Origin of the sequence: Blastomonas aquatica, from assembly GCF_014639875.1 — a bacterium.
GTDB lineage: Bacteria > Pseudomonadota > Alphaproteobacteria > Sphingomonadales > Sphingomonadaceae > Blastomonas > Blastomonas aquatica.
In genome coordinates this window covers 118582-143032 of the sequence record NZ_BMGD01000003.1, presented here as the reverse complement: position 1 = coordinate 143032, position 24451 = coordinate 118582, and the positions used below count along the sequence as shown (strand labels likewise).

The following is a 24451-nucleotide window of genomic DNA, read 5'->3' as shown; positions in this document are numbered from 1 at the left end:
GCGTACGCATCAACGATTGACTCGCGCGACTGCGGAACCCAACTTCACGCGCATTATCCCCACCGTCTGTCAGGAGTATCCCCCAATGCGCAAAGCCCTCGCGATTCTCGCCCTTGTTGCCGCCACCCCGCTGATCGGCCAGGGCACCCAGGTTCCCGGCCAGTTGGACGCCAGCCGTGTCACCGCAGGCTCCTATGCCACCGACCCCGGCCACACGCTGATCGGCTGGCGCGTCAGCCATTTCGGCTTCAACGACTATTTCGGCATCTTCGGCGATGCGACCGGCACGCTCGAGATTGATCCTGCCAACCCCTCTACTGCCAAAGTGGACATTACCATTCCGGTGTCAAAGGTGACCACCGCCAGCAAGGGCCTGACCGAGCACCTTTTGCGCGCCGGCAAGGATGGCGGCCAGCCTGATTTCTTTGGTTCGTCGCCTGCCGACGCCCGCTTTGTTTCGACCAGCGTCGCGGCGACCGGCAACACCGCCAAGATCACCGGTGACCTGACGCTCAACGGCGTCACCAAGCCGGTCGTGCTCGACACCGAGTTTTCGGGCGCGGGCGCCAATCCTTTCAACAAGAAGGAAACCGTCGGCTTTCATGCCAAGACGACGATCAAGCGCAGCGATTTCAACGTGAACTATGCGCTGCCGATGATCAGCGACGAAGTCGAACTCGACATCACTGTGGCGTTCGAAAAGAAGTAAGGCGCAATTCTCTCCCCGGCCGTGTGCCGGGGAGAGAATATATGTCTATATATACACTGCGGCCTGCGGAGACGCGTTTTGGCCGTGCTGGCCGTTTGGTCCAGCGTCATCCTCCCACAAGAAGACAAATTCCATGTTATCGCGCTTGCTCTGCTGCGCCGTCGGTTCTGCTCTACTGGTCTCGCCGGCCTCGGCCACCGAGGATGATTTCAACATCTGGCTCGGCCAGTTCGCAACGATCAACGCGAGCGATGACGTCTACATTAGGCTCGAAGCGCAGGAGCGTTTCACCAACGACGCCGACCGGTTGGGACAACTGCTGCTGCGCTCGCTGGTCGGCTATCGACTGAGCAAGGACGTGAACATCGGCGCTGGCTATGCCTATGTCCGCACCAATCCTGTCGGTCCGGCCGAGCTGAACGAGCACCGTTTTTACCAGGAGTTCAATGTCAGGCTGATTTCGACCGAAGGCGGCCTGACGCTCGATTCTCGCACCCGGCTGGAACAGCGCACCTTCGTCGAACGTGGCGGTACTGCGTGGCGTCTGCGGCAGTTCGTGCAGGTGCGCGTACCCATCACCCGGCACAACAAGATCGCTGCGTATACCGAGCCGTTCGTGGACCTTGACCGAACCGGCGTGCAGCGGGGCGGCCTATCGATTTGGCGCAATTTCGTCGGTGTTTCGGTCCCGCTGGCGAAGGGCGTGGAAGTGGTCCCAGGATATCTCAACCAATACGTGGTGCGCGACGGGCAGGACCGGGCTGATCATACCTTCAACGTCAACCTATTCGCGACTTTCTGACGGGGACGGACAACCCGCTTCCGACGCAGACGCCTATCGATGCCATTTTTTTGTTGCGCATATTGCCTTGTTCGCGCAATGACGATGCCATTATGACCGGATCGGCCCTCCTTCTTGGACTGCGACTTACACGCCCTTAGGCGTGTACCGACCGTGTGCGCCGATGCGGCGCGCCACGCCTAAGGGCTTTTCCACCTGCCAGCACGCTCAGCGCCGATCACCGGTTGCGCTGTTTGCTGGCCACCCTTATCGCACCATCAAACAGTCAGGGGCGCCCTTCAGCCATGCCGATGCTCACCGATCCTTCGCAAAAATACCGATCCTTCCCGCGTGTCGATCTGCCGGGCCGCACCTGGCCCGACGCGGTGATCACCGCCCCGCCGCGCTGGCTGTCGACCGATATGCGCGACGGCAACCAGGCACTGATTGATCCGATGGACGCTGCCAAGAAGCAGCGCTTCTTCGATCTGCTGGTCAAGATTGGTCTCAAGGAGATCGAGGTCGGCTTTCCTTCTGCCGGCGAGACCGAGTTCAATTTCATTCGCGGGCTGGTCGATGGCGGCAAGATTCCCGATGATGTCACTGTGCAGGTGCTCACCCAGTCACGCCGCGACCTGATCGAAAAGACCTTCGAGAGCCTCGCCGGCGTCCACCGCGCGATCGTCCACCTGTACAACGCCGTCTCGCCCGCCTGGCGCGAGGTGGTTTTCGGGCTCGACCGCGCAGGCGTCAAGGCGATCGCGGTCGAGGGCGCCAACATCCTTATGGAGCAGGCGGCGAAATACCCCGAGACCGACTGGCATTTCGAATACAGCCCTGAAACCTTCTCCACCGCCGAACTCGATTTCAGCCTCGAGGTCTGCGAGGCGGTGATGGAGGTCTTGCAGCCGAATCCGCAAAAGCCGCTGATCCTCAACCTGCCCGCAACGGTCGAAGCCTCGAGCCCCAATATCTATGCCGACCAGATCGAGTGGATGTGCCGCAACATCAGCAGGCGCGATTGCGTGGTGATCAGCCTGCATCCGCACAATGATCGCGGATCGGGCATCGCGGCGGCCGAACTCGGCCTGATGGCGGGCGCGGACCGGATCGAGGGCTGCCTCTTCGGCAATGGCGAACGCACCGGCAATGTCGATCTCGTCGCGCTGGGCCTCAATATGTACACGCAAGGGATGCATCCCGGTCTCGACTTCTCGGACATGGACGAGATCGTCAAGACGGTGGAATATTGCAACCAATTGAAAGTGCCCGAGCGGCACCCCTATGCGGGCGAACTGGTGTTCACCGCGTTTTCGGGCAGCCATCAGGATGCGATCAAGAAGGGCTTTGCCGCGCAGGAAAAGCGCAACGACGAGTACTGGCAGGTCCCCTATCTGCCGCTCGACCCCGCCGATATCGGACGGTCGTACGAGGCGGTGATCAGGGTCAACTCGCAGTCGGGCAAGGGCGGCGTCGCCTGGGTGCTCGAGCAGGACCAGGGATTGAAGCTGCCCAAAAGGCTGCAGGCCGATTTCAGCAAGACAGTGCAGGCGCTCGCCGACGCCAAGAGCATGGAATTGTCCTCATCCGACATCTGGCAGGCGTTCCAGACCCGCTACCGGCTCGATGGTCGGGGCAAATACCAGCTTGTCGATTATGAGGAGCGCAAGGCGGGGAACGACCGGCTGTTCGTCGGACGCATTATCGCGGACGGTCAAGAAATTCCGGTCAGCGGTCGTGGCAACGGGCTGATATCGGGCGTGGTCGATGCGCTGTCTGCCGCGCTGGGTATCGCCATAGACATCGCCGATTACCGCGAGCACGCCATCGGTGCGGGGTCGAAGGCGCGCGCGGCGGCTTATGTCGAGTGCGCAATCGACGGCCGATCGCCCTGCTTCGGCGTGGGCGTGGACGAGGATGTTGCTACCGCGTCGATCAAGGCGGTGCTGAGCGCGCTCGAGGGGATTTGAAGCCGCTCAGATTCGCACCTTCTTCGTTTTCCGGCGAAAGCCGGAATTCAGGGCGGTTACAGAACAATCTCGCTCCTGGACTCCGGCTTTCGCCGGAGAACGGGTTTATATCTATGCAGTTAGCCGTTTTCATTCAAAACTTAATCGTCTGGTTAAAAATGCCTCTGGACAGCCGATGAACCATGGGTAATGTCGCGCCCATGACAATGCCATCCCCGCTTTGCGACAAACTGCGCCTGCCCGTCATCGGGTCGCCGCTCTTCATCATTTCCGGACCCGAGCTTGTCATTGCGCAATGCAAGGCGGGCGTGATCGGATCGTTCCCTGCGTTGAACGCGCGCCCGCAGGCACAGCTCGACGAATGGCTTCACCAGATCACCGAGGAACTGGCCGAATATAATCGTGCCAACCCCGACGCGCCCGCCGCGCCCTATGCGGTCAACCAGATCGTCCACAAGTCGAACGATCGGCTCGAGGCCGACCTGATGACCTGCGCCAAGTGGCAGGTGCCGATGGTGATCACCTCGCTGGGTGCGCGCGAAGACCTGAACAAGGCGGTGCACGACTGGGGCGGCATCACCATGCACGACGTCATCAACGATCGCTTCGCCCGCAAGGCCGTGGAAAAGGGCGCTGACGGCCTGATCCCGGTTGCAGCCGGTGCCGGCGGGCATGCAGGCACGATCTCGCCCTTCGCGCTGATGCAGGAAATCCGTCAGTGGTTCACCGGGCCGGTGGCATTGTCGGGATCGATCGCCAGCGGCGCAGCGATCCTGGCTGCACAGGCGATGGGCGCGGACTTTGCGTATATCGGCTCGGCGTTTATCGCCACGGCCGAAGCGCGCGCCGACGATGGCTACAAGAATGGAATCGTCGAGGGCAAGGCATCGGACATCGTTTATTCGGACCTGTTCACCGGCGTTTCGGGCAACTATCTGCGCCAGTCGATCGTCAACGCCGGGCTCGATCCCGACAACCTCCCCAAGGGCGACTACAGCACGATGAACTTCGGTTCGGGTGGCAACACCGAAGCCAAGGCCTGGCGTGACATCTGGGGCAGCGGACAGGGTATCGGCGCGGTCGACAAGGTCGATACCGTCGCCGACATGGTCGGCCGCCTGACCCGGGAATACAACGCGGCCAAGGAATCGCTGCTGGCACGATCGCAATACTGATTGCGCCTTTGCATCTGGCCTTCTGCCAGGTCAGCCGCCGTTCAGCTTGAGGTGCGATAACATCGCCTCAACCGCGCGGTGCTGGGGATTTAAGGGGGCTTTGGATATGCGTGCTTTTGGCATGGTTGTGCTACTGTCTGTGGCCTGTTCCAGCGCGGTGCTTGCCAAACCTGGTCCTCAATTGCCCGAAGAGCTGGTCCTGAGCGGCGATAACATCATCGATGTTACCATCAACGGTGAGGCGTTGCGGCTCGAGGTCAGGCCCGAGGCCGCCGATGCCCCGACACTCAACCCCGAAGCAGCCGTGCGGCTGGGCCTGAAACCCGGGATGCTGGCGTTTCGCAGCATGGTGGGCTCCGAGCGCGTCAACGGCAACTCCGCCATCCACAAGGTGGATTATGGCGCGGGGGAAAAGAACCAGCGCATCTTCTGGGCTGACCGCGCCTCGTCCAGCCTCGCAGACGGTACGATCAGCCCGGCTTCGCTGCCGTACAAGCGCATCAAGTTCCTTCTTGGCAATCCTTCGCCCACCGAGAAGAATTACCAGCTCGCGCTCGACAATTTCGGGTTTTTGGGCCGCTTGGGTGTCGGCACAACGATCGATCTTGAAGGGGAAAAGCTTCGCTTTCAGTTCAGCCTGCAACGCAATGAGACACTGGCCAGCGCGCCCACCGGCAACTGGCTTGCCCAAAAGCGCGATGGCAAGTTCACTGGCGAGCCCAAACAGACCCTGATCTATTATGGGATCACGCGGCCGACACGCGCAATGACGCTGTCAAAGCCGGTACCGCTGGGCCCTGCGCAGCTCACCAACGTCGATGTCCGCTATAGCGATTATGGCGATGCTTCGGGGATTGCAGCCGAAGGTGGCGATGGCGCAGATTCGGATGAGATTGTCGTGGTGGGCAAGAAGGACAAGAAGGTCGACCTGCGCATCGTGGCCGGGCGAAGGTTTCTGCAGGGCTGCTCGGCGCTGGTCTACGATATGCAGCAGCGCATGATCACATTGCGCTGCGAGGCCCGATAACCGTCAGGTTGGGCGATCAGAGCGGACGGGCGGCCGTCGCCTCATAAGCCGTGATCGTGCGGTCATGGATTCCATGTACCGCGCCTGCGGCCCGCCACTGCGCCATATGCGCGCTGGCGGCATGGGCATCGAACGCGGCCTGATCGACCCAGCATTCGCTGACGCGGATAAGACCGGGTTCGATCACATCGTGCGAAAACGCATAATGCACGCAGCCCGGCTCGGCGCGGCTGGCTGCGATCATGGTCGCCATCGCGGGCTCGATCGCCGGCAGATGCTCGGGCGGGAACCGGTAATGGCCTGCAATCACGATCATCGCCGCGCTCCTTCAGATTTCCAGCTGGCTGCCCAGTTCAACCACGCGGTTCGAGGGCAGGTTGAAGAACTCCATCGGGCTTGCCGAGTTGCGCAGCATCCACGCGAAGATCTTCTCGCGCCATACCGGCATTCCCGGGCGTTCAGCGGTGAGCAACGTCTGGCGCGAAAGGAAGAAACTGGTCTGCAGCATCTCGAACTTGCCGCCGCACAGCTCCTTCACGTCCTTGAGCGCGGCGGGAACGTCGGTCGATTGCATGAAGCCATAGCGCAGGATCATCCGGTAGAAGCCATGGCCCAGGCTTTCAACCTGGAAGCGGTTGGCCTCTGTCACATACGGCACTTCCATGATCTGCACCGTCAGGATGACGACGCGCTCATGGATCACCTTGTTGTGCTTCATGTTGTGCAGCAGCGCGGTCGGAACGCCCGTGGTCGCCGATGCCATGAAGATCGCCGTGCCCTTGACCCGGGTAGCCGATCCTTGTGCCGACTTGACGAAAACCTCGATCGGCAACGCGCTTTCGATCATCGTCTCGCGCATCAGATTGCGTCCGCGCGCCCAGGTGGTGAGCAGCGTGAAGGTGAATGCACCGATGACCAGCGGGAACCAGCCGCCATCGGGAATCTTGGTCGCATTGGCGAGGAAATAGGCGCCATCGACCACCACGAAGGTGATGATGACCGGGATCGCCATCCACAATTTCCATTTCCACATCGCGATCAGCAACACCGCCATCAGGCAGGTGTCGATCAGCATCGCACCGGTGACCGCGATGCCATAGGCTGCGGCCAGGTTGCTCGAGCTCTGGAAGGTCAGCACCAGCAGGATCACGGCGATCATCAACACCCAGTTGATCAGCGGAATGTAGATCTGGCCGCTTTCCGATGCGCTGGTGTGCTTGATCGACAGGCGAGGAATATAGCCCAGCTGGATCGCCTGATGGGTGATCGAGAATGCGCCCGAGATCACCGCCTGGCTGGCTATGAAGGTCGCAGCCGTCGCCAGCAGCACCAGCGGCAGTCGCAGCATTTCGGGTGCCAGCAGGAAGAACGGGTTCTTGATCGTCTCGATAGCCTCGGCAGGGCCCATCCCGATGATCATTGCGCCCTGACCGAAATAGTTGATCAACAGCGCAGGCATCACAAAGCCGAACCATGACAGCCGCAGCGGACCGCGCCCAAAATGCCCCATGTCGGAGTACAGCGCCTCCGCCCCGGTCACCGCCAGCACGACCGAGCCGAGCGCCAGAAACGCGAACCAGCCATCGTTGATGAAGAACCGCACGGCATACCAGGGGTTCAGCGCGAGCAGGATCTCGGGGTTGAACACGATTTGATAAATGCCCAGCACCGTGATGGTGACGAAATACAACACCATGATCGGCGCAAACAACGTCCCGATCTTGGCGGTGCCTCGCGACTGGATAAAGAACAGAAACACCAGCAGGCCGACCGCGATTGGGATCACCAAGGGCTGCAGCCCGGGATTGACCACGGTCAGCCCTTCGACCGCCGACAGCACCGAAATCGCAGGGGTGATCATGCTGTCGCCGTAGAACAAGGCCGTCGCGAACACGCCCAGCAGGATCAGCAGCCAGCCATAGCTGGTGCGGCCGATACTGCGCGAAATCAGCGCGACAAGCGCGAGACTGCCGCCCTGCCCTTTATTGTCGGCGCGCATCAATATGCTGACATATTGCACGCCGACAACGAGAGTCATCGACCAGAAGATCAGGCTGACGACGCCAAAGATATGTTCGGGATCCGGGGTCAGCGGGTGGTGCCCGGCGAACGTCTCACGGAAGGCGTAGATCGGGCTTGTGCCGATGTCGCCAAACACGATGCCGATCGCGCCGAACGCCAGCAAGGCGACCGAACTGCTGTGCGTATCGCCGTTGCCGGGTTGTTGTGCGACCTGTTCGCCCGCCACCGAACCGGCTGACGGCTGCGTGGGAGGCGTTTCTGAAGGAGTGTCTGTAATCATCGGGCAGTGTGCGAACGCGTGCAGCCAGGCAACCCGCGTTCATCGTTCCCTTTCGCCTATCGCCAAATCGGCAATGGCCAGCGGATTAGCATGGCCCATGACGCGGTGCAATATAATCGCTGACCGGCAATTGTTGTTGCTATTCAGTGCCTTAGTTGGCTGTAGGGGCGGTCGGAACCGATCCGGGCATGCCCGGCGCGGGCGCACCGCTCTGCTGGGCGATCAGCGCATCGATCGTGGCGAGTCGTGTGGTGAGGTCTTCGCGCCACTCGGCGTCGGGTGGCGAGCGCTCAAGCAACTCGCCCCAGATCGCACGAGCCTGCTGCAACTGGCCCGATGTCGCCAGCGCCAGCCCTAGGAAAAACGGTGGTGCGGGATGGTCGGGAGCAAGGGTCGCCGCCTTCTGATAGGCAAACTGCGATGCCGGCGTCAAAAGCCCGTTGCTGTGGCCGACAAGCGCGTTGCCCAAAGCGACCCACAGATCGGCGTCCTCGGGAAAGGTTTCCAGCCCCTTGCTCAGTGCGGTGGCTGCGGTAGCAAACTTGCCTTGCCGGCTCTGGCTATCGGCGAGCACCAGCCAGGCACGCGCATTGCCGAAATTGCCGCCCATCTCATCGCGCTGCTTGGCGAGGTCCTCGTCGAACATGCCGAGCTTTTCGACAGGCTCCTTAGGCGATCCAGCCAGCGAAGGCTGCCCCTGCCAGGCATAGCCTGCAATCCCCAAGAACAGCGCCGCGGCGGAAAGTTCCCACGCCTTGCGCGGCATCTTGCCCAGCCAGATCATGCCCGCCATGACGGCGACCGCCACCAACAGAACGCTTCCCCAGGCCATCAGCTCTTCTCTCCGGTCGGCTTGGCCCTGCCAAAACGTTTGCGCACGATGAATGCCGCAAACAGCAACAAAATGACCGGCGCGGCAAACAGCGGCCAGGTCATCGCGGTCACCTGCGGTTGATAGGATACCCAATCGCCATAACGCTCGATCAGCCAGGAGCGGATCGCCTCAGGGTCTTCACCTGCCTCGATCCGGCTGCGCACCTGGTGGCGCATGTCGCCCGCCATCGCCGCATCGGAGTCGGCAATCGACTGGCTCTGGCACGTCAGGCAGCGCAGCGTCATCATCAGATCCTGCGCGGACTTTTCCTTCGCGGGGTCGTCGAGCTGCTTATAGGCATAAGGCGCGGGCGGAAGCGAATCCTGTGCGGCGACGGGTTGCGCAAGCAGCGCGACCAAAAGGAGCAGAAAGCCGCGCATCACTGCGCTTCCTTCAGCTTCTCGAGGATCACCGGCACATGCTCGGCTCGGATATCGCCGATATGCTGATAGGTGATCATCCCCTTGCCATCGATGACGAAGGTCTCGGGCACGCCCGACGAGCCCAGGTCGAACTGGATCTTGCTCACGTCGTCGGATCCGATCCGCGCATAGGGGTTGCCGTTGCGCGCGAGAAACGCCTGCACGTCAGGGCCGCGATCGCGGATCGCAACACCGTTGATCTCGACCCCGACATCGGCAAGCTGCTGCAGATAGGGGGCTTCGGCAACGCAGGGCACGCACCAGCTGGCAAACACGTTGAGCAGCTTGGGTTTGCCATCGGTGAAATTGGCGCGGGTCACGGCAGGGCGATCCGGCACCGCCTGTGGCAGATCGAACGCGGGCAATGGCTTGCCGATCATCTGCGAGACAATGGTGCGATCACCCGGCGCGATCAGCCCCGTCGCGAACAACGCGAACAACACGCCGAACACCGCGAGCGGCAACCAGATGGCCCAATGCTTCATGATAGGACGTGCTTCATGCCAGGGCCTCGCGGCCTCCGACGGGCTTGGGATCGGCAGGCGCGGCCACCGGTTCATATTCGGGCTGGTCCTTGCGGCGCAGATCGCGCGCGGTACGGCCGACCAGCGCCAGGATGCCCCCCAGCCCGATCAGCAGCCCGCCATACCAGATCAAAGGCACGAACGGCTTCCACCACAGCCGCAGCTGCCAGCGGCCATCATCGCCCTCTTCACCCAGCACGACATACAGCTGACCGTTCCACCGCGTCAGCAGCGCAGCATGGCTGGTTGCGGTCGGCGGAGACGAGAACATCCGCGACTGCGGGTTCATCACGGTCTGCGTAGCGCTGTCGCCATAGCGGGTGACAAGCCGTGCCTCGAGCGCGGTCCAGTTCGGCCCAGCAATGGGGTCGATTCCCTGTAGCTCGATCGACCACGGTCCGACCGTGTGGGTCTGGCCGATTTCGCTGGCAACAAGCTTTTCGGTGTTGAACGCGGACTCGGCAGCCATACCCGCGAGCGCCACGGCAATACCCAGATGCGCGAGCACCATGCCATAGATGTGCGCAGGCGTGCGGCGCAGGTTACGCTTCCAAAGCGGCAGAATGCTGGCCACCGCAAGCCCTGCGGCGAAGATCAGCCCCAGCAGCGGCAGGATGGCGATGTCGCCGGCAAACAGCACCACCAGCGCCAGCGCCACCGCCAAAGCGAGAGCAGGCGCCGCCATCAGATTGATCAGTTTCTTGCCGTTGTCCTGGCGCCAGCGCATCAGCGGGCCGACCGCCATGATCACCAGCATCGGGAACACGAAGATCGCGCTCACCGGGTTGAAGTACGGTGGTCCAACCGAGACCTTGGTGCCGAACGCTTCGGTCACCAGCGGATAGAGCGTACCCATCAGCACGATGCCCAGAATGCCGACCAGCAGCACGTTGTTCATCACCAGCGCGCCTTCGCGGCTGAACAGATGGAAGCGCGAGCCCTCGGTCACCGTCGAGGCGCGCAGGCCGAACAGGGCGAGCGCGCCGCCGATATAGATCGCGAGCAGCGCCAGGATGAAGCTGCCGCGCTCGGGATCGACCGCAAACGCGTGCACGCTGGTCAGGATGCCCGAGCGCACGAGGAAGGTACCGACCATCGACATCGAGAACGCGACTACCGCGAGCATCACGGTCCACGCCTTGAGCGCACCACGCGTCGCCAGCACGCTGACCGAATGCAGCAAGGCGGTGGCGGCAAGCCAGGGCATCAGCGAGGCGTTCTCGACGGGATCCCAGAACCACCAGCCGCCCCAGCCAAGCGTGTAATACGCCCACCACGAACCTGCGACGATGCCGAGCGTCAGGAAAATCCACGCGCCCAGCACCCATGGCCGCATGGCCCGGGCGAAGGTTGGACCGACGTCGCGCGTCACCATCGCACCGATGGCGAACGAAAACGCGATCGAAAGCCCGACATAGCCGATGTAAAGCGTCGGCGGATGGAAGGCGAGACCGGGGTCCTGCAGCAGCGGATTGAGGCCGTTGCCTTCGGCCGGAGCAGGGTTCAGCCGCTCGAACGGATTGGAGGCAAACAGCAAAAATGCATAGAAGCCCAGGCTGACGAAGGCCTGCCCGGCCAGCGTCGCGATCAACGTGCGATCGTTCAACCGGCGCTCCAGCAGCGCGATCAGCCCGCCGGCCAGACCCATGACGGTGATCCACAGCAGCATCGAGCCTTCATGGTTCCCCCAAGTTCCCGAAATCTTGTAGATCAGGGGCTTGAGCGAATGGCTGTTGGCTGCGACCAGCTTGACCGAAAGGTCGCTGCGCACGAACAGGACGATCAGCAGCGCGAACGACACCGCCACCAGCACGCCCTGCGCGACGGCAACCGGTCGAACGGCGGGCAGAAACTGCGCGCCCCTTACGGTCAATGCGTAGCTGCCAAGTCCCAGCTGCAACAGAGCCAGTGCGGCGGCCAGCCACAGCAGCGCCAGCGCAAATTCTGCAATCATGGCTGTGCCACCGTGCCCGCGACCTTTTTGACGTCGGCGCTGGTCATGTCTTTCATCTCGCGCGGGACGTAGTTCTCGTCGTGCTTGGCAAGCAGATTGTCGGCCACGAAGAATCCTGCACGGTCCATCCGGCCCTCGGCCACGACGCCCGATCCTTCGACGAACAGCGCAGGCGTGATGCCCGAGAATCGCACCGGGACCGTACCCTTGCCGTCTTCGACGATGAAATCGATGGTGACACCGTCAGCCTGCTTCTTGATCGATCCGGTCTGGACCATCCCGCCGAGGCGGATGGCCTGTCCGGGTTCGACCTCGGCAGCGGCGAGTTCGCCGGGTGTGTAGAAATAGCTTGCCTGGCCGCGTAGCGCATAGGCCGCGATCAGTCCCGCCGCCAACAGGCCGATAAAGGCGATGGAGATCAGGACGAGACGCTGATGTTTGGCTTTCATTGGGCTGGGCATGTCGGGTGTGTCCGGTTCACTTGCGCTTGAGCGCATCGAGCCGCGCTTCTGCGCGCTTCAAAGCCATCCAGCAATAGCCGATCAGGCCAATGCTGCCGCCTATGCCTAGCGCATAGGACATAATCACATAAGACCACTGGGTCATGCTGCCGCCAGCCTGCGCATCCGCGCCTCGATCCGGATATCCGCCAGCAAGGTGCGCATTCGCATCAAAATGATCGCCCCGAAGATCAGGCTGAAGCCGATGACGGCCATTCCCAGCGGCCACAGAAACGCCGGGTCGATCGCAGACTTGCCCATCGTGATGCTCGCGGGCTGGTGCAGGCTGTTCCACCACACCACCGAACGGTTGATGATGGGCACGTTGATCGCACCCACAAGCCCGAAGATCGCAGCGACACGGGCCGTGCCATTGCGTCCGGCAGCGGCATCCTTCTGGCTGGCATCGGCAAGGGCCATGTATCCCAGATACAGGAACAAAAGCACCAGCATCGAGGTCAACCGGCCATCCCATACCCACCACGTGCCCCAGGTCGGGCGGGCCCAGATCGATCCGGTCGCCAGGCACAGCGCGCAAAAGAATGCGCCAGGCAGTGCCGAGGCGCGCGCGGCGATACCGGCCAGCGGGTGCCGCCAGACAAGCTCGACCAGGCTGGCGATGGCAATGCTGGTCCAGCCTGCCATTCCCAGCCAGGCGGCGGGCACGTGAATATAGAGAATCCGAACTGTCTCGCCCATCAGCCGATCGGCAGGCGCGTTGAACAGGCCGAGGAACAGGGCGATCGCGACCATGATCACGCCGGTCACCATCAACGCTGGTGTCAGCGGACGGGCAATCGACAGAAATCGCGTAGGATTGGCAAAACCATGCATGAGCGAGCGTTGCGTCAGCTTCCCAGAGCAGTCGATCGCCGAGGGATATCGGCATCGGCCCTTGTTGCCACGATGCACGCACAGCCTCAAGGCATTTTGCGTCGTACCGATGGATCGAACCTTGAGTTGGGGAGTATTACCGCGTTTTTCCAGAGGGTGAATGCAATCGCACTTCAGATACGGTCGGAATATTTCCCGGCCGCTTGCAGAAGCACAGTGAGATTGTTCAACCCCGCCCGATCAGCTTCTGTGCCATGGCGTCGGCCACCGCTGCGGGCGACTGGCCGGTGCTGCGGCTTTCCTGCCAGATGCCGGTGAGCCGCTGGGGAATGCCGGTCAGCCGGGCAAGAACCTCATCCACCTGCGCAGTGCGGCCATCGGCGACAGCGAAATATTCCAGCGCGACCGAGATGATGCCGCCTGCGTTGATCACGTAATCGGGCGCGTACAGAATATCGCGGTCGACCAGCATGTCGGCGTGGTGCGGCCGGGCGAGCTGGTTATTCGCGCCGCCCGCTACGATTTTGACGTTGAGCTTCTCGATGCTTTCCGAATCTAGGATCGCACCCAGTGCGTTGGGGCTGAAGACATCGGCCTCGACCTGCATAATCTGATCGGCAGACACGGTCTGCGCGCCAAGCTCGTCGGCGAGACTTTGGGCGCGGTCGGCATTGACGTCGGCGAGCGTCAGCACGGCGCCTTTGGATGCCAGCAGACGTGCCAGCCCGCCGCCGACGCTGCCGGTACCCTGCACCGCGATGCGGACGTCCTTCAACCGGTCGGTGCCAAGCTTGAACTGGACCGCAGCCTTTACGCCCTGGAAGATTCCATTGGCGGTAAACGGTCCAGGGTCGCCCCCGGCGGAACCTTCCTGCTGGACCGGCAGGCCCGAGACAAAGCGGGTCCGCTTCGAGATCGCAACCATGTCGGCATCGGACATGCCGATATCCTCGGCGGTCACATACCGGCCGCCCAGCGCCTGGATGGCGTCGCCGAACGCGGCGAGCATTTCGGGAGTCTTGCGATGATCGCTATCGGCGAGGATCACGGCCTTGCCGCCACCCATGGGCAGTCCAGCCATCGCGTTCTTGTAGCTCATGCCGCGCGACAGGCGCAGCGCATCGGTGATGGCGCGGCCCTTGTCGGCATAATGCCAGAAACGGGTGCCGCCGCCTGCGGGGCCCAGCTTGGTGGAATGGATGGCGATGATCGCCGACAGGCCGGATGCGCGGTCGTGAACATATTGCACGGCTTCGTGCTCGTCGAAGTCAGGCAGGTCCCAATAGCTTTGCATGCGTCCGATTCCCCCAAGGATGGTCAGCACGCGGAAGTGGCCTTGCAAGGCCATCAAATCAGGGCAGATGGGGCGACCGAGGGGTCTCGAACCCCCGACCTCCGGTACCACAAACCGGCGCTCTAACCAACTGAGCTACGGTCGCCACACACTGCACACGCCACGCGGAGGCGTCCCTTAGGAGCGCGCGGGGACAATCGTCAAGCAACGATTGGCGCGGCTCGCTATCTTACAAAGCAGGGCCTCATGGCAAGGGAAAATGCGCCAATCGGCCGCTGCACTGTAATTAAATAATCCAGCGGTTCAAGGCTCGCCTATTCGCCGCGCGATGACCCGTGCAGGGGAAAGCTGCGCATCGAGCAGGCTGGTCTGCCGCCAGCGACTCTCGCCTTGCGCGATAACCAGATCCAGCTCGAACCAACGGGTCACGATCTGGGGTTGCGATTCGATCTCGGGCCCGAAGGTCTGTGACTGCAGCGCCAGCGGCCGCCAGAAGTCGGCGATCCGTGCATAGCCCAGTGGCGGGCGCTCCTCGATCAGACGGCGTGCACGCTCCAGCGTGATCTGGCCTGGGGCGAGCATCATGATCAACGGCGCCTGCTCGGGCAGCAAGGTGTTGACGTTGATCGGCGAGAGAATGGCGTCGGGCAGCGCGCAGATCCAGGGCTCGAGCCGGGCGTACAATTGCGGCGTCATCCCGCGCAACGCCTGAATCTCGCCCTTGTCGTGCAGCAACTGGCCTGCGGTGCGATAAGGCACCTCACCTTGCGTGTAGTACGCATCCTCAGCGCCTGCGGGCAACGGAGCCTGATCGCTATCGATCCAGTCCGCCAGCGCATCGGCCATGGCGGCCGAATCTTGCGCGGGCACGCCCAGCGCTCTCATCAGTCCGGCAAACTGGCCGATGCCGACGGGTCGTGCCGCCAGGTTGCCTGGCTGACCCTCGACCACCGAGTTGAGGTTGAAGCAGTTGCCGCCATCGCGCACCGTCGCGGTAGCGATTCCGCCAGATCCATCGTCAATCGGCAGCACCGTCGGGTTGCCCAGCCAGCCGCCGACATTGACCGTGCGCGCAGGGCTCTGGTCAAGCCGCCGCTTGATCTCGCGCGCGGCAAAGCTTTCTGCCCCCAAAGCCGCAAACCGGGCACGGTCGGCAGCACCGGCGTTACCCGCCAGACGCACCGCCAGGTTCACCCGGTCGAGAATCAGCGTCGTGACGATCGCCATCACCGCAACCAGCAGCAATACGCTGAGCAACGCGATGCCGCGCTCGGATGGTTTGACCGGCGCGCTCAAACCCCACCCCCTGCGACCAGGAACTGCAGAACCAGCGGAGCACCGGGATTGCCGACCTGCGCCAGCGTCAGCTCGATTGCGATCGGCAGCTCGTTGGTGCGCTGCGGCCGCCAATCGGACTGCCACAGCCCCTGCTTGTCCCGGAAGCGAAGCTGCGCCGATTCGATGCCCTCGAGGATCGGCACCGGGGCGGTCGTCGCCGCGCCATCGGCCTTGGAGGCTACTGCTCGGGTCAGCTGGCCGTCGCGCAGCGCCCATTCAATCCGCTGCAGACTGGAGACACCCGGTTGCGGGTCGATCTGCACCACCTGCCGGGTAAAGCCGAGCAGCAGGCCATTGCCGGACATCAGCGCGACCCGGTCACTGCCGATCGCGTCCCTCGACGGACGCGGAAGCATCAGCGTGGTGTCCTGCGCCATGATTGCCGAGAACCGGCGGATGTCGCCCATCTCCTCAAGCCGCACCGCGCTGCGCGCCTCGGCCTCGACGCTCTGGCGAAGGAGGAAAACAGAGGCGCTGGCGATCATCCCGAAGATGAACAGGGCGACCATCATCTCGACGAGGGTGAAGCCTGTATCCGCACCCCGCACACCATGTCCGTTTTCCGGCGAAAGCCGGAATCCAGAGCGAGGTAGCGCAATCCGACTCCTGGGCTCCGGCTTTCGCCGGAGAACAGGCTTGGCTCGGCCAATCACAACACCGGCCTCAGCACCGTCAGCGTCACCTCGGGGCCCGCCGCCTGCTTCACCGCCAGATCGACCTTGAGCATCTCGCCGCCATCGAGCGCAGATGTCGTGCGCCGCCAGGTGAAATTGCGCCCCGCGTTGGTTGTCGACCCTTCCGAGTCGCCCAGGGATGGCGGGTTGGGATCGGTCAGCGCCTCGACCGCCAAGTTGCGCACCACGACCTCACTGTACAACCGGCTGTCGAGCTCTGCCGTCTGCATCAGGCTCGCCCCTTGCAGCTTGATTAGCGCCAGCGCCGCGATCGAAAACACCGCCAGCGCGACCAGCATTTCCAGCAGGCTGAAACCGGCGGTGCGGTCGCGGGTATGGCGGCGGGATGACATGGTCGATCATTTAACCGTCAAAGCCCCGGCGCGCCAGCCGTTTGCGGGGTTGAATTGCGGCCGGTTTGCTGGCTATTCGGCAGGCACCGCAGGCCCGCACATGGATGGGAACAATGAGCGACACCAAGACCGCCAACACCACCACCAAAGCCGCCACCGACAATACCGGCAACAACCAGTGCGATGTCGCCGCGATGATGCGCGTTCCCGGGATTCAGCGGGTGCCGACGCCGCGGCTGGAGCTGTTTATCCTCCGCGGTTTTTTGTCGCCTGAGGAATGCGCCCGCTTCGTCGCCAAGATCGATATCGACCGCCGCCCCTCGACCATCGCCGACCCCAATGGCGACCATTATTTCCGCACATCGGAAACCTGCGACCTTGGCACCGAGGACCCGGAGGTCATTGCGCTTGATGAGAAACTCAGCGCGCTGTCGGGGATCGACCGTCGGTTCGGCGAGACGATGCAGGGGCAGCGCTATGCCGTGGGGCAGGAGTTCAAGGCACACACCGATTACTTCGAGCCCGGCGGCCAGGATTACGAACGCTATACCAGCGTGGCCGGCCAGCGGACCTGGACGTTCATGATCTACCTCAACGAGCCGGCCGCAGGCGGCGCGACCCGGTTCAAGACCATCGGCAAGTCGATCCAGCCCGAAACCGGCAAACTTGTCGCGTGGAACAACCGCAGGCCCGATGGCAGCCTCAATCCCGCGACCATCCACCACGGTATGAAGGTGCGCGAGGGGACGAAGTACGTGATCACCAAATGGTATCGCGAGAAAAGCTGGGGCTGGTGAGCCTGACATCCTACCGCCCCGGGCCAGCGATGCTGGTCACCGCAGCATTTATCGGACCCGGAACGGTCACCGCCTGCGCGAGCGCAGGCATCGGCTTTGGTTATGGCCTGCTTTGGGCGCTGGTGTTCGCGACTCTCTCGACGATCATATTGCAGAATATGGCGGCGCGGGTCGCGATCGTTACAGGCCAAGGACTGGCCGAGGCGATCCTCGCGGCGGCATCCAGCCCTCCGGTGCGCTGGGCGACGGCGGCGTTGATCTTCGCCGCGCTGGGCATTGGCAACTCCGCCTATCAGGCGGGCAACATCAGCGGCACCGGGCTGGGGCTTGCGCTGCTGGGGATCGGCGATGACCTCGTCTCCCCACCGCTGCGCGCGCTCGCCACTGGCGCGGTGGCGGCGGCGCTGGTGATCGTCGGCAAGCCCGGCTGGCTGGAAAAGCTGCTGATCGCTCTGGTGCTGGCAATGGCGCTGGCATTTATCGGTGGGCTGATAGTGATCGATGTCGACTGGTCTGCCGCCGCCGCTGGCCTGGTCCCGTCGCTTCCCGCCGATAGCCTGTTCACCGCGATCGCGCTGATTGGCACGACGGTGGTGCCCTACAACCTGTTCCTCCACGCCGCATCGGTGCGCGGCCAGTTCAGCCCCGACGGGGAGGGGATCGCGGCGGCCAGCATGGACACGGCAATTTCGGTTACGCTGGGCGGGATTCTTTCGATGGCGGTGGTGATCATGGGGGCTGCGACCAGCGCGATGGCGGCGGCGAGTGGCAGCCCTCTCGAAGACATCGCCCTGCGGCTGGAAGAGCTGTTCGGACCCCCGGCGCGGATCGTCTTCGCACTGGGGCTTGTCGGCGCGGGGTTTAGCTCTTCGCTTACCGCTCCGCTCGCCACCGGCTATGTACTCGCTGAAATGCTGGGCGGCAGCGGCGACCCGGCACGGCGCACGCGAATCTTCAAGCGCACCGCGCTGGCGGTGATCGCGATCGGTACGGCGTTTGCGGTCCTCGCGGTGAACCCGGTCGAGCTCATTCTGATTGCGCAATCGGCCAACGGCCTGTTGCTCCCGATCCTCGCCGCGTTTCTTTTGTGGGTGGCATCGCGTCGGGAAAGCCTGGGCAGCTTTGCCAATGGATTCGTGGCCAATCTGGCGGGCGGTTTGGTGGTTCTGGTGTGCACGCTGCTGGGGCTGCGGCTTATCCTGCGCGCAGCAGGTGTGTGGCCATGACCGGCTGGATCGACCTCAATGCCGATCTGGGTGAAGAGCCCATGGAAGAAGTGCGCGATATTGCCTTGATGCAGCACATTTCCAGCTGCAACATCGCCTGTGGCGGCCATGCCGGGGACGCGGGCAGCATGGCGCGGATGCTGCGCGCGGCGCGGGAAGCGGGCGTGGCTCCAGGGGCGCACCCCTCCTATCCCGATAGCGCGGGCTTTGGCCGGACATCGCTGGATATGCCGCTGACCGAGCTGATCGACTCGCTCGTCGCTCAGGTGGACGCGCTCGCCAACATCGCCGCGGACCTTGCGATCCCCCTCACCCACATCAAGCCGCACGGCATGCTCTACAACGACCTTGCCGACCATCCGCAAATGGCCGGTGCGGTGGCATCGGCGCTGCACCGCGCGTTCCCGCATCTCGCGTTGGTAGGGCTTGCCCATGGCTCTTTTGAAGCCGCTGCGAGCAAGGCTGGCGCCTGCTTCATCGCCGAAGGGTTTGTCGATCGCGGTTACACGCCAGCGCGCCGCCTGGTCCCGCGCAGCCAGCCGGGCGCGCTGATCGAAGGCGATGATGCCCGCGCGGCGCAGGCGCTGGCCATCGCCACCGGCCAACCGCTCGCCGCCAATGACGGCACACTGATCCATGTTGTGGCGAAAAGCCTGTGCATCCATTCAGACAGTCCCGGATCGGAACAAACCGCTTTGCGGATCGCCGGGGTGATGGCAAGCAAGGGGATAAGCATAAAAGCACCCGGAGAGATGCCCAATGACCCTGCCGATCTATTGCGCCGATGACTGGTTGATGATCCGCTCGCTCGACCCGGATCAGGTTGCAGGACTGGCACAGGCGGCACAGCAACAGGGTTGGGAAGACATCGTACCGGGGCTGGACAGCCTGTCGCTGAGCTGGAACCCAGTAGAGCGATCGTTACAGGCGGCGCGTGATGCTGCCGAGGTCCTGCTGACGGAGGCGACCAACGCTCCCCGGAATGGTACCCTGCCACCTGTCACGCTGCATATATGTTATGACAGCAACTGGGCGCATGACGCCGAAATCGTTGCAGAACTGTTGGGAATTCCCACCGATGCATTGCCGCAATGGCACGCCGCGCAGGATTGGTGCGTGGCGATGCTGGGGTTCCAGCCGGGCTTCGGCTATCTGGTCTGCAATGCGGCGATCCCCGATATCCCGCGCCTGTCCGATCCGCGCACCCATGTCGCAGCGGGCTCGGTCGGGCTGCTCGGCCAGATCTGCGGGCTTTATCCGCATGCGGGGCCCGGAGGTTGGCCGATTATCGGGCGGATCGCCGAAACGCTGTTCGATCCGCACGCTGCCTCCCCCGCCTTGCTGACCCCGGGCCAGAAAGTCCGGTTCGAGCGGGTGGATGGTGCGACGCTTTCACGCCTAGCGGGAGACGCCGCATGAGCATCACCGTGATCAAGGCCGGGGTCCAGTCAAGCATCCAGGCAGCGCCATTTCGGGGCCTGCGCCAGTTGGCGGTCCCCTCGGGTGGTGCAGCCGATGTGCTCAGCCTCGCATTGGCCAATCGGCTGGTCGGCAAGCCGTATGAGGCGGCGGCGATCGAAATCACCCTGGGCCCTGCCGAGTTCCGCACCGAACGCGCAATGGCAGTAGCGGTGACCGGCGCGCCATGCCAGGTCGCGATCAACGGCGAGGATGCCGAGCAGCACGAGACGCTGCACCTGTCCGCCGGCGACACGATCAGCATCGGCCGGGTCTGGGCAGGGTGCCGCATCTATCTGGCGGTCTCGGCCGAGATCGCGGTCACGCCGGTGCTGGGATCGCAATCGACGCTGATCGCTGCCGGCTTTGGCGGCCTCGAGGGCCGCGCGCTCGCCGACGGTGACGTCATCGCGCTGGAAGACGGCAACGATCCGAGCGACAAAATCACCACTCCGGCGGAGTTGCAGCCATTCTTTGGGCATGGTTTCGTGCTGCGCATCGTCGCAGGTCCCGAATCCGAACGACTTGCGCTGGGCATGGCGGCGCTGGCACGCAAACGCTGGCGGGTTTCATCACGGTCGAGCCGGATGGGTCTCAAGTTGCAGGGCACCGCGATCGATCTCAACTCCGCCGCGCCGATCCGCAGTGGCGCGGTGTTCCCTGGCATCATTCAGTGTCCGCCCGATGGCCTGCCCTATCTGATCGGCTGCGAAGGCCAGACCACCGGCGGCTACCCGCGCGTCGGTCAGGTGATTCGCGCCGACCGGCACCTGATTGGCCAGCTTGCTCCCAACGCCACCATGCTGCTGGTGCCGGTCCAAGGAGAACAGGCCGAACAGATCCATGCCGAAAAGCTGGCGTTGTGGCGTGAGTGGCTTCCCGGCCTGACCCTGGCTTAAGCCCGATCAGCCACCCATCGCTGCGAAGATCATCGGCCCGCCCAGCTCGATCGACTTGGCATAAGCCGGACGATCGCGCAGCCGCTGGAGATAGGCGGTCAGCGCGCTGCGGCCTTCGAGCAGCTTGCTGGCGGTCGCGACTTCCAGAAGATAGGCCATGTGGATATCCGCGCCGCTCAACCTGTCGCCGACCAGGAAATCATGCCCGGTGACGGCAGCTTCCACATGGTCGAGCAACTTGGTCACCTCTGCGCCCAGAAAGCCGCCGAGCATCGGCCCCAGTCCGCCAAAGCGCGGGGCGAGGGCTGTAAAGATGATCGGGCTGGACATCGTCCCTTCGGCAAAATGCAGCCACTCGAGATAGGCGGGGCGGTCCTTTGCATTGGCAGGTGCCAGCCGGTCGCTGCCGAAGCGCTCGATCAGATATTCGATGATCGCGCCCGATTCGACCATGACATGGCCATCGATGATGACCGTCGGCGCCTTCGACAACGGGTGCACGTCCTTGAGCGCGGGCGGTGCGCGGAAGGTCTGCGGATCGCGCTGGTGACGCACCATCTCGTACTGCAAGCCCATTTCCTCGAGCAGCCAGATGATGCGGGTCGAGCGTGAATATTCGAGGTGATGCAGCACGATGCTCATGGCAAATCTCTCCGGACAGTTATGTTTTTTAGGATGTCGGTCTGGTCAATCGGCGACCGCCGCCGCGTCGGCAGATAGCATCGGGGCCGGCATCATCGGGGCCGGATCGCTCAACCGCGGATCCTTATCGATAGCCATCCAGTCGCTGTACGGGCGGCCATAGACCTGGTCGAAGAATTCATATGCCAGCCGGAAGGGTCGGGTCGATTCGCTGTTCCACAGCAGCACGACGCCATTTTGGGTTTCGGGATCGAACCACATCGCCGCGCGATAGCCGTTGACTGCGCCGCCATGGCCAACGATCCAGTGGCCATCATAGATATGACTGCGCCAGCCCTGGCCATAACCATGGCTGATGATCAGCGAGTCTGGCCCGCTGCGTCCGCCGCGATAGGTCGCGACGCGCGGCCGGTGGATTTCGGCGCGAACCCCGGGCGAAACGACTTGCGGCGATTGCCCCATCTGCGCCTGCATCCAGCGCGCCATATCGATGATGTTCGAGCTGACCCCGGCCGCAGCCGGAACGCGAAAATAGGAATCGGACAGCACCTGCACTCGTCCCCGGCGATAGGGCCGCGCCCAACTGGCAGCGCCAGTGAGGTTGGCCATGCCAAGCCCTGCGCTCGTCATTCCCAGCGGAGTGAACAGCTGCTGCGACGCGGCCATTTCATAAGGCATCTTCGTGGCGTTAACGACGATCTCGCTGAACGCATCATAAGCGACGTTCTGATAGCTGTGGCAATCGCCCGGAAGGCATTGTTGCGGCACGGTGGAGAGCATGTTGCGGAGAACCGGCGCGGGGTCGCCCGATTCCAGCTTGCCGTCGTAAGCATTGCGCGACAGCCCCAGCCGGTGCGCAAGCAGATCGGGTATGGCGAGCCGGTGCTCGGCCCCACCAGAAAGCCTCAAGCTAGTTCCGAACGACGCCAGCGGCGCAGACAGGCTGAGATCGCCCTTTTCCGCGAGCTTGTAGGCCAGCGTTCCTGCGACGCCTTTGGAGACCGAGGCCCAGCGGAACACGGTTTGCGGAGTCACCGGAAGCCCGGCCTCGCGGTCGGCAAAGCCATAGCTATGGACGAACGCCAGCCTTCCGTTCTCGACGGTTGCGACCGACAGCCCGACCATCTCGGGATCGCGCATCAGCCGGTTGATCCGCGCGTCGAACGCGGCATAATCGACCATGCCCTGCCAGCGTTCGGGGGTATCGGGCAACAGCAGCGTGGCTTGCGCGGCGATCGCCGGGGTGCCCGACACCACACCGCCGCCACGCGACACATTGAGCCCGGTGAGCAAGGCGGTGGCGGCAAGACCACTGGCGGTCCAGACGACAGGACTGCGCAGCCAGTGCTTCATGGAATCTCCGAAATGAAATTGCGCCCCGGCTGCAATGCGTTAACTGCATCGTCTTCGCCATTATAGATGTTTTGCCCTGTAAAATGCTTAAGAGCAAGCCATTGCGGTTTCGATCTGTCGCCGGTCATGGCCGGATCGCCGGTTCATCGCCGCTTTCCCTACGCCGGTGGAAATTTTTCGAGCATGTGCTGCGCATCACAAAACTTTTGCGATCTGGGTGGTACGATTCCTTTAGATGGTTCCCCTAGGCCCGGAGATAATGTCGATGTCCTTTGGTTTCAAAACACTGACCGCGCTCACCCTGTTATCGGCTGCCGCGATCGCGCAGGCTGCGCCCCCTCAAAATCCGGTTACCGGCGTCTGGACCACCGATTTTGGTACCGTAACGCTGACGCAGAACAAGCAGGGCGAAATCAGCGGATCCTATGAAACCGACGATGGCCGTATTACCGGCACAGTCGACAACAATGTGATCGACGGGTTCTGGATCGAATCCGCATCGGATTACACTTGCGATACCGCGAAGATGGGCAGCCGCCACTGGGGACGCATCCGCTTCGAGCTCAACAGCGCAGGCACAGGCTGGACGGGTATCTGGTCGTACTGCGACTATGATTACGTTCCCGGCGCTGTGTGGAACGGCAAGCGCAGCAGCTAGTTCGAAGCGCGATAATCGGCGGTGACGGTCGCCACGGCGGCTATTTCATCTTCATGGTCAGGGTCGCGCCAGGTTTCGGCGAGCGCTGCAGCTTCCCATTCGACCATCGCCGGATGGCTGAGCATCCGGCCGACCCAGGCCTTTGCCGGGGCGGCAAGCGGCAACCCGAAACTACGCACGCGGTAGGCAACCGGCGCGAAGAAGGCATCAACCGCGCTGAAATCAGCGCCAGCCAGCCAGGGGCCACCGAACCGGTCAAGCCCATCGCAAAAGATCTCCGAAATCCGGTCGATATCGGCCTGCAACGCCGGGGGGATATCGAGCAACTCGGCCCGCACACCCACGCTCATCGGGCAAATGTTGCGCAGCGCGGCAAAGCCACTGTGCATTTCTGCCGCCGCACACCGCGCCCATGCGCGTGCCATCGCATCGGCAGGCCATACATCTGTGTGCCGTTCCGCCAGATATTCGATGATGGCGAGGGAATCCCAGACAATGATGTCGCCATCGTGCAGGCACGGGACCTTGCCATTGGGGGCGAAGCTGCGGAATTCAGCTGCGTTGTCCGGCCCGGCAAAGGGCACCAGCCGGTCCTCGAACGCAATGTCGAGCGCGCGCATCAGCAGCCAGGGACGCAGCGACCAGCTCGAATAATTCCGGTTCGCGGTGTACAAAGTGTAGGCCATG

General features: G+C 63.0%; 28 protein-coding genes and 1 tRNA gene. 11 read left to right on the top strand and 18 right to left on the bottom strand.

Features of this window, described 5'->3' with window-relative positions; translation table 11 throughout:
• Window positions 1–85: 85 nt before the first annotated feature.
• The 5 genes from IEW00_RS08715 to IEW00_RS08695 all read left to right on the top strand — a co-directional run bounded on the left by IEW00_RS08715 (window position 86) and on the right by IEW00_RS08695 (window position 5662).
• Complete coding sequence (locus IEW00_RS08715; protein WP_188514019.1) at window positions 86–709, top strand: YceI family protein; 624 nt, start codon at window positions 86–88, stop codon at window positions 707–709.
• A gap of 133 nt (window positions 710–842) precedes the next feature.
• On the top strand, window positions 843–1511 hold the full coding sequence (locus IEW00_RS08710) for a DUF2490 domain-containing protein (RefSeq protein WP_188514018.1): 669 nt from the start codon (window positions 843–845) through the stop codon (window positions 1509–1511).
• Between the two features lie 284 nt (window positions 1512–1795).
• Window positions 1796–3460, top strand: a complete 1665-nt coding sequence (leuA, locus tag IEW00_RS08705; RefSeq protein ID WP_188514017.1) for a 2-isopropylmalate synthase — start codon at window positions 1796–1798, stop codon at window positions 3458–3460.
• Between the two features lie 200 nt (window positions 3461–3660).
• Complete coding sequence (locus IEW00_RS08700) at window positions 3661–4635, top strand: NAD(P)H-dependent flavin oxidoreductase (protein ID WP_188514016.1); 975 nt, start codon at window positions 3661–3663, stop codon at window positions 4633–4635.
• Between the two features lie 106 nt (window positions 4636–4741).
• Window positions 4742–5662 (top strand): hypothetical protein, encoded by a 921-nt coding sequence (locus IEW00_RS08695; RefSeq protein ID WP_188514015.1) that lies wholly within the window; start codon window positions 4742–4744, stop codon window positions 5660–5662.
• Window positions 5663–5678: 16 nt separating this feature from the next.
• Here IEW00_RS08695 and IEW00_RS08690 read toward each other — a convergent pair whose 3' ends face one another.
• From IEW00_RS08690 to gspI, 14 genes are all read right to left on the bottom strand, one after another.
• Window positions 5679–5978, bottom strand: coding sequence for a putative quinol monooxygenase (locus tag IEW00_RS08690; RefSeq protein ID WP_188514014.1), 300 nt, complete (start codon window positions 5976–5978; stop codon window positions 5679–5681).
• A 12-nt stretch (window positions 5979–5990) separates the two neighbouring features.
• Window positions 5991–7964 (bottom strand): potassium transporter Kup, encoded by a 1974-nt coding sequence (locus tag IEW00_RS08685; RefSeq protein WP_229736915.1) that lies wholly within the window; start codon window positions 7962–7964, stop codon window positions 5991–5993.
• 151 nt (window positions 7965–8115) lie between these two features.
• Complete coding sequence (locus IEW00_RS08680; protein ID WP_188514013.1) at window positions 8116–8796, bottom strand: tetratricopeptide repeat protein; 681 nt, start codon at window positions 8794–8796, stop codon at window positions 8116–8118.
• Window positions 8796–9218 (bottom strand): cytochrome c-type biogenesis protein, encoded by a 423-nt coding sequence (locus IEW00_RS08675; RefSeq protein ID WP_188514012.1) that lies wholly within the window; start codon window positions 9216–9218, stop codon window positions 8796–8798. The genes IEW00_RS08680 and IEW00_RS08675 overlap by 1 nt, the downstream gene beginning before the upstream one ends.
• Complete coding sequence (locus tag IEW00_RS08670) at window positions 9218–9745, bottom strand: DsbE family thiol:disulfide interchange protein (RefSeq protein WP_188514011.1); 528 nt, start codon at window positions 9743–9745, stop codon at window positions 9218–9220. The genes IEW00_RS08675 and IEW00_RS08670 overlap by 1 nt, the downstream gene beginning before the upstream one ends.
• A 13-nt stretch (window positions 9746–9758) precedes the next feature.
• Window positions 9759–11738, bottom strand: coding sequence for a heme lyase CcmF/NrfE family subunit (locus tag IEW00_RS08665; RefSeq protein ID WP_188514010.1), 1980 nt, complete (start codon window positions 11736–11738; stop codon window positions 9759–9761).
• Entirely contained in the window at window positions 11735–12187 is a 453-nt protein-coding gene (gene ccmE / locus IEW00_RS08660; protein WP_188514009.1) for a cytochrome c maturation protein CcmE, read from the bottom strand. The genes IEW00_RS08665 and ccmE overlap by 4 nt, the downstream gene beginning before the upstream one ends.
• A gap of 28 nt (window positions 12188–12215) precedes the next feature.
• Window positions 12216–12344, bottom strand: a complete 129-nt coding sequence (locus IEW00_RS17590; protein ID WP_268235806.1) for a hypothetical protein — start codon at window positions 12342–12344, stop codon at window positions 12216–12218.
• Window positions 12341–13072 (bottom strand): heme ABC transporter permease CcmC, encoded by a 732-nt coding sequence (ccmC, locus tag IEW00_RS08655; RefSeq protein ID WP_188514008.1) that lies wholly within the window; start codon window positions 13070–13072, stop codon window positions 12341–12343. The genes IEW00_RS17590 and ccmC overlap by 4 nt, the downstream gene beginning before the upstream one ends.
• Before the next feature lie 226 nt (window positions 13073–13298).
• Window positions 13299–14366, bottom strand: a complete 1068-nt coding sequence (locus IEW00_RS08650; RefSeq protein ID WP_188514563.1) for a Leu/Phe/Val dehydrogenase — start codon at window positions 14364–14366, stop codon at window positions 13299–13301.
• 68 nt (window positions 14367–14434) lie between these two features.
• A tRNA-His gene (locus IEW00_RS08645) sits at window positions 14435–14511 on the bottom strand.
• A gap of 158 nt (window positions 14512–14669) precedes the next feature.
• The gene (gene gspK / locus IEW00_RS08640) at window positions 14670–15662 is read right to left on the bottom strand and encodes a type II secretion system minor pseudopilin GspK (protein WP_229736914.1); all 993 of its coding nucleotides are present in this window, start codon (window positions 15660–15662) and stop codon (window positions 14670–14672) included.
• Complete coding sequence (gspJ, locus tag IEW00_RS08635) at window positions 15659–16252, bottom strand: type II secretion system minor pseudopilin GspJ (protein WP_188514007.1); 594 nt, start codon at window positions 16250–16252, stop codon at window positions 15659–15661. The genes gspK and gspJ overlap by 4 nt, the downstream gene beginning before the upstream one ends.
• 101 nt (window positions 16253–16353) lie before the next feature.
• Window positions 16354–16731 carry a type II secretion system minor pseudopilin GspI gene (gene gspI, locus IEW00_RS08630; protein WP_188514006.1) on the bottom strand — a complete coding sequence of 126 codons (378 nt, stop codon included), beginning with the start codon at window positions 16729–16731 and terminating at the stop codon, window positions 16354–16356.
• Between the two features lie 194 nt (window positions 16732–16925).
• Between gspI and IEW00_RS08625 the strand changes: the two genes are divergently transcribed.
• From IEW00_RS08625 to IEW00_RS08605, 5 genes are read left to right on the top strand one after another with little or no spacing between them, the layout of a single operon-like run.
• Window positions 16926–17528 (top strand): prolyl hydroxylase family protein, encoded by a 603-nt coding sequence (locus IEW00_RS08625; protein ID WP_229736994.1) that lies wholly within the window; start codon window positions 16926–16928, stop codon window positions 17526–17528.
• On the top strand, window positions 17498–18754 hold the full coding sequence (locus IEW00_RS08620) for an Nramp family divalent metal transporter (protein WP_188514004.1): 1257 nt from the start codon (window positions 17498–17500) through the stop codon (window positions 18752–18754). Before IEW00_RS08625 ends, IEW00_RS08620 begins: the two co-directional genes overlap by 31 nt.
• Window positions 18751–19542, top strand: a complete 792-nt coding sequence (gene pxpA / locus IEW00_RS08615) for a 5-oxoprolinase subunit PxpA (RefSeq protein WP_188514003.1) — start codon at window positions 18751–18753, stop codon at window positions 19540–19542. Before IEW00_RS08620 ends, pxpA begins: the two co-directional genes overlap by 4 nt.
• A complete protein-coding gene (locus IEW00_RS08610; protein WP_188514002.1) occupies window positions 19514–20173 on the top strand; it encodes a 5-oxoprolinase subunit B family protein in 660 nt (219 codons plus the stop codon). The genes pxpA and IEW00_RS08610 overlap by 29 nt, the downstream gene beginning before the upstream one ends.
• The gene (locus IEW00_RS08605; RefSeq protein WP_188514001.1) at window positions 20170–21111 is read left to right on the top strand and encodes a 5-oxoprolinase subunit C family protein; all 942 of its coding nucleotides are present in this window, start codon (window positions 20170–20172) and stop codon (window positions 21109–21111) included. The genes IEW00_RS08610 and IEW00_RS08605 overlap by 4 nt, the downstream gene beginning before the upstream one ends.
• Before the next feature lie 6 nt (window positions 21112–21117).
• Here IEW00_RS08605 and IEW00_RS08600 read toward each other — a convergent pair whose 3' ends face one another.
• Genes IEW00_RS08600 through IEW00_RS17585 form a run of 3 tightly spaced genes read right to left on the bottom strand, consistent with a single transcriptional unit; the run spans window position 21118 to window position 23234 of the window.
• Window positions 21118–21753, bottom strand: coding sequence for a glutathione S-transferase family protein (locus IEW00_RS08600; RefSeq protein ID WP_188514000.1), 636 nt, complete (start codon window positions 21751–21753; stop codon window positions 21118–21120).
• Window positions 21754–21798: 45 nt separating this feature from the next.
• Window positions 21799–23106 (bottom strand): serine hydrolase domain-containing protein, encoded by a 1308-nt coding sequence (locus IEW00_RS08595; RefSeq protein WP_188513999.1) that lies wholly within the window; start codon window positions 23104–23106, stop codon window positions 21799–21801.
• Window positions 23103–23234, bottom strand: coding sequence for a hypothetical protein (locus IEW00_RS17585; RefSeq protein WP_268235805.1), 132 nt, complete (start codon window positions 23232–23234; stop codon window positions 23103–23105). Before IEW00_RS17585 ends, IEW00_RS08595 begins: the two co-directional genes overlap by 4 nt.
• 137 nt (window positions 23235–23371) lie before the next feature.
• On the opposite strand from IEW00_RS17585, the gene IEW00_RS08590 reads away from it, so the two are divergent.
• Entirely contained in the window at window positions 23372–23764 is a 393-nt protein-coding gene (locus IEW00_RS08590; protein ID WP_188513998.1) for a hypothetical protein, read from the top strand.
• On the opposite strand, the gene IEW00_RS08585 is transcribed toward IEW00_RS08590, so the two are convergent.
• Window positions 23761–24450, bottom strand: a complete 690-nt coding sequence (locus tag IEW00_RS08585) for a glutathione S-transferase family protein (RefSeq protein ID WP_188513997.1) — start codon at window positions 24448–24450, stop codon at window positions 23761–23763. The two genes, IEW00_RS08590 and IEW00_RS08585, sit on opposite strands and share 4 nt — an antisense overlap.
• Window position 24451 lies beyond the last annotated feature (1 nt).

Coding starts and splice junctions, on each gene's coding strand:
- IEW00_RS08650 (WP_188514563.1), bottom strand. CDS start 14,366: ATGCAAAGCTATTGGGACCTGCCTGACTTCGACGAGCACGAAGCCGTG.
- IEW00_RS08590 (WP_188513998.1), top strand. CDS start 23,372: ATGTCCTTTGGTTTCAAAACACTGACCGCGCTCACCCTGTTATCGGCT.
- leuA (WP_188514017.1), top strand. CDS start 1,796: ATGCCGATGCTCACCGATCCTTCGCAAAAATACCGATCCTTCCCGCGT.
- IEW00_RS08690 (WP_188514014.1), bottom strand. CDS start 5,978: ATGATCGTGATTGCAGGCCATTACCGGTTCCCGCCCGAGCATCTGCCG.
- IEW00_RS08695 (WP_188514015.1), top strand. CDS start 4,742: ATGCGTGCTTTTGGCATGGTTGTGCTACTGTCTGTGGCCTGTTCCAGC.
- IEW00_RS08605 (WP_188514001.1), top strand. CDS start 20,170: ATGAGCATCACCGTGATCAAGGCCGGGGTCCAGTCAAGCATCCAGGCA.
- IEW00_RS08595 (WP_188513999.1), bottom strand. CDS start 23,106: ATGAAGCACTGGCTGCGCAGTCCTGTCGTCTGGACCGCCAGTGGTCTT.
- IEW00_RS08710 (WP_188514018.1), top strand. CDS start 843: ATGTTATCGCGCTTGCTCTGCTGCGCCGTCGGTTCTGCTCTACTGGTC.
- ccmE (WP_188514009.1), bottom strand. CDS start 12,187: ATGAAAGCCAAACATCAGCGTCTCGTCCTGATCTCCATCGCCTTTATC.
- IEW00_RS08600 (WP_188514000.1), bottom strand. CDS start 21,753: ATGAGCATCGTGCTGCATCACCTCGAATATTCACGCTCGACCCGCATC.
- IEW00_RS08610 (WP_188514002.1), top strand. CDS start 19,514: ATGACCCTGCCGATCTATTGCGCCGATGACTGGTTGATGATCCGCTCG.
- IEW00_RS08585 (WP_188513997.1), bottom strand. CDS start 24,450: ATGGCCTACACTTTGTACACCGCGAACCGGAATTATTCGAGCTGGTCG.
- ccmC (WP_188514008.1), bottom strand. CDS start 13,072: ATGCATGGTTTTGCCAATCCTACGCGATTTCTGTCGATTGCCCGTCCG.
- gspI (WP_188514006.1), bottom strand. CDS start 16,731: ATGTCATCCCGCCGCCATACCCGCGACCGCACCGCCGGTTTCAGCCTG.
- IEW00_RS08680 (WP_188514013.1), bottom strand. CDS start 8,796: ATGGCCTGGGGAAGCGTTCTGTTGGTGGCGGTCGCCGTCATGGCGGGC.
- IEW00_RS17590 (WP_268235806.1), bottom strand. CDS start 12,344: ATGACCCAGTGGTCTTATGTGATTATGTCCTATGCGCTAGGCATAGGC.
- IEW00_RS17585 (WP_268235805.1), bottom strand. CDS start 23,234: ATGACCGGCGACAGATCGAAACCGCAATGGCTTGCTCTTAAGCATTTT.
- IEW00_RS08700 (WP_188514016.1), top strand. CDS start 3,661: ATGACAATGCCATCCCCGCTTTGCGACAAACTGCGCCTGCCCGTCATC.
- IEW00_RS08715 (WP_188514019.1), top strand. CDS start 86: ATGCGCAAAGCCCTCGCGATTCTCGCCCTTGTTGCCGCCACCCCGCTG.
- IEW00_RS08665 (WP_188514010.1), bottom strand. CDS start 11,738: ATGATTGCAGAATTTGCGCTGGCGCTGCTGTGGCTGGCCGCCGCACTG.
- IEW00_RS08620 (WP_188514004.1), top strand. CDS start 17,498: ATGGTATCGCGAGAAAAGCTGGGGCTGGTGAGCCTGACATCCTACCGC.
- pxpA (WP_188514003.1), top strand. CDS start 18,751: ATGACCGGCTGGATCGACCTCAATGCCGATCTGGGTGAAGAGCCCATG.
- IEW00_RS08685 (WP_229736915.1), bottom strand. CDS start 7,964: ATGATTACAGACACTCCTTCAGAAACGCCTCCCACGCAGCCGTCAGCC.
- IEW00_RS08625 (WP_229736994.1), top strand. CDS start 16,926: ATGATGCGCGTTCCCGGGATTCAGCGGGTGCCGACGCCGCGGCTGGAG.
- IEW00_RS08670 (WP_188514011.1), bottom strand. CDS start 9,745: ATGAAGCATTGGGCCATCTGGTTGCCGCTCGCGGTGTTCGGCGTGTTG.
- IEW00_RS08675 (WP_188514012.1), bottom strand. CDS start 9,218: ATGCGCGGCTTTCTGCTCCTTTTGGTCGCGCTGCTTGCGCAACCCGTC.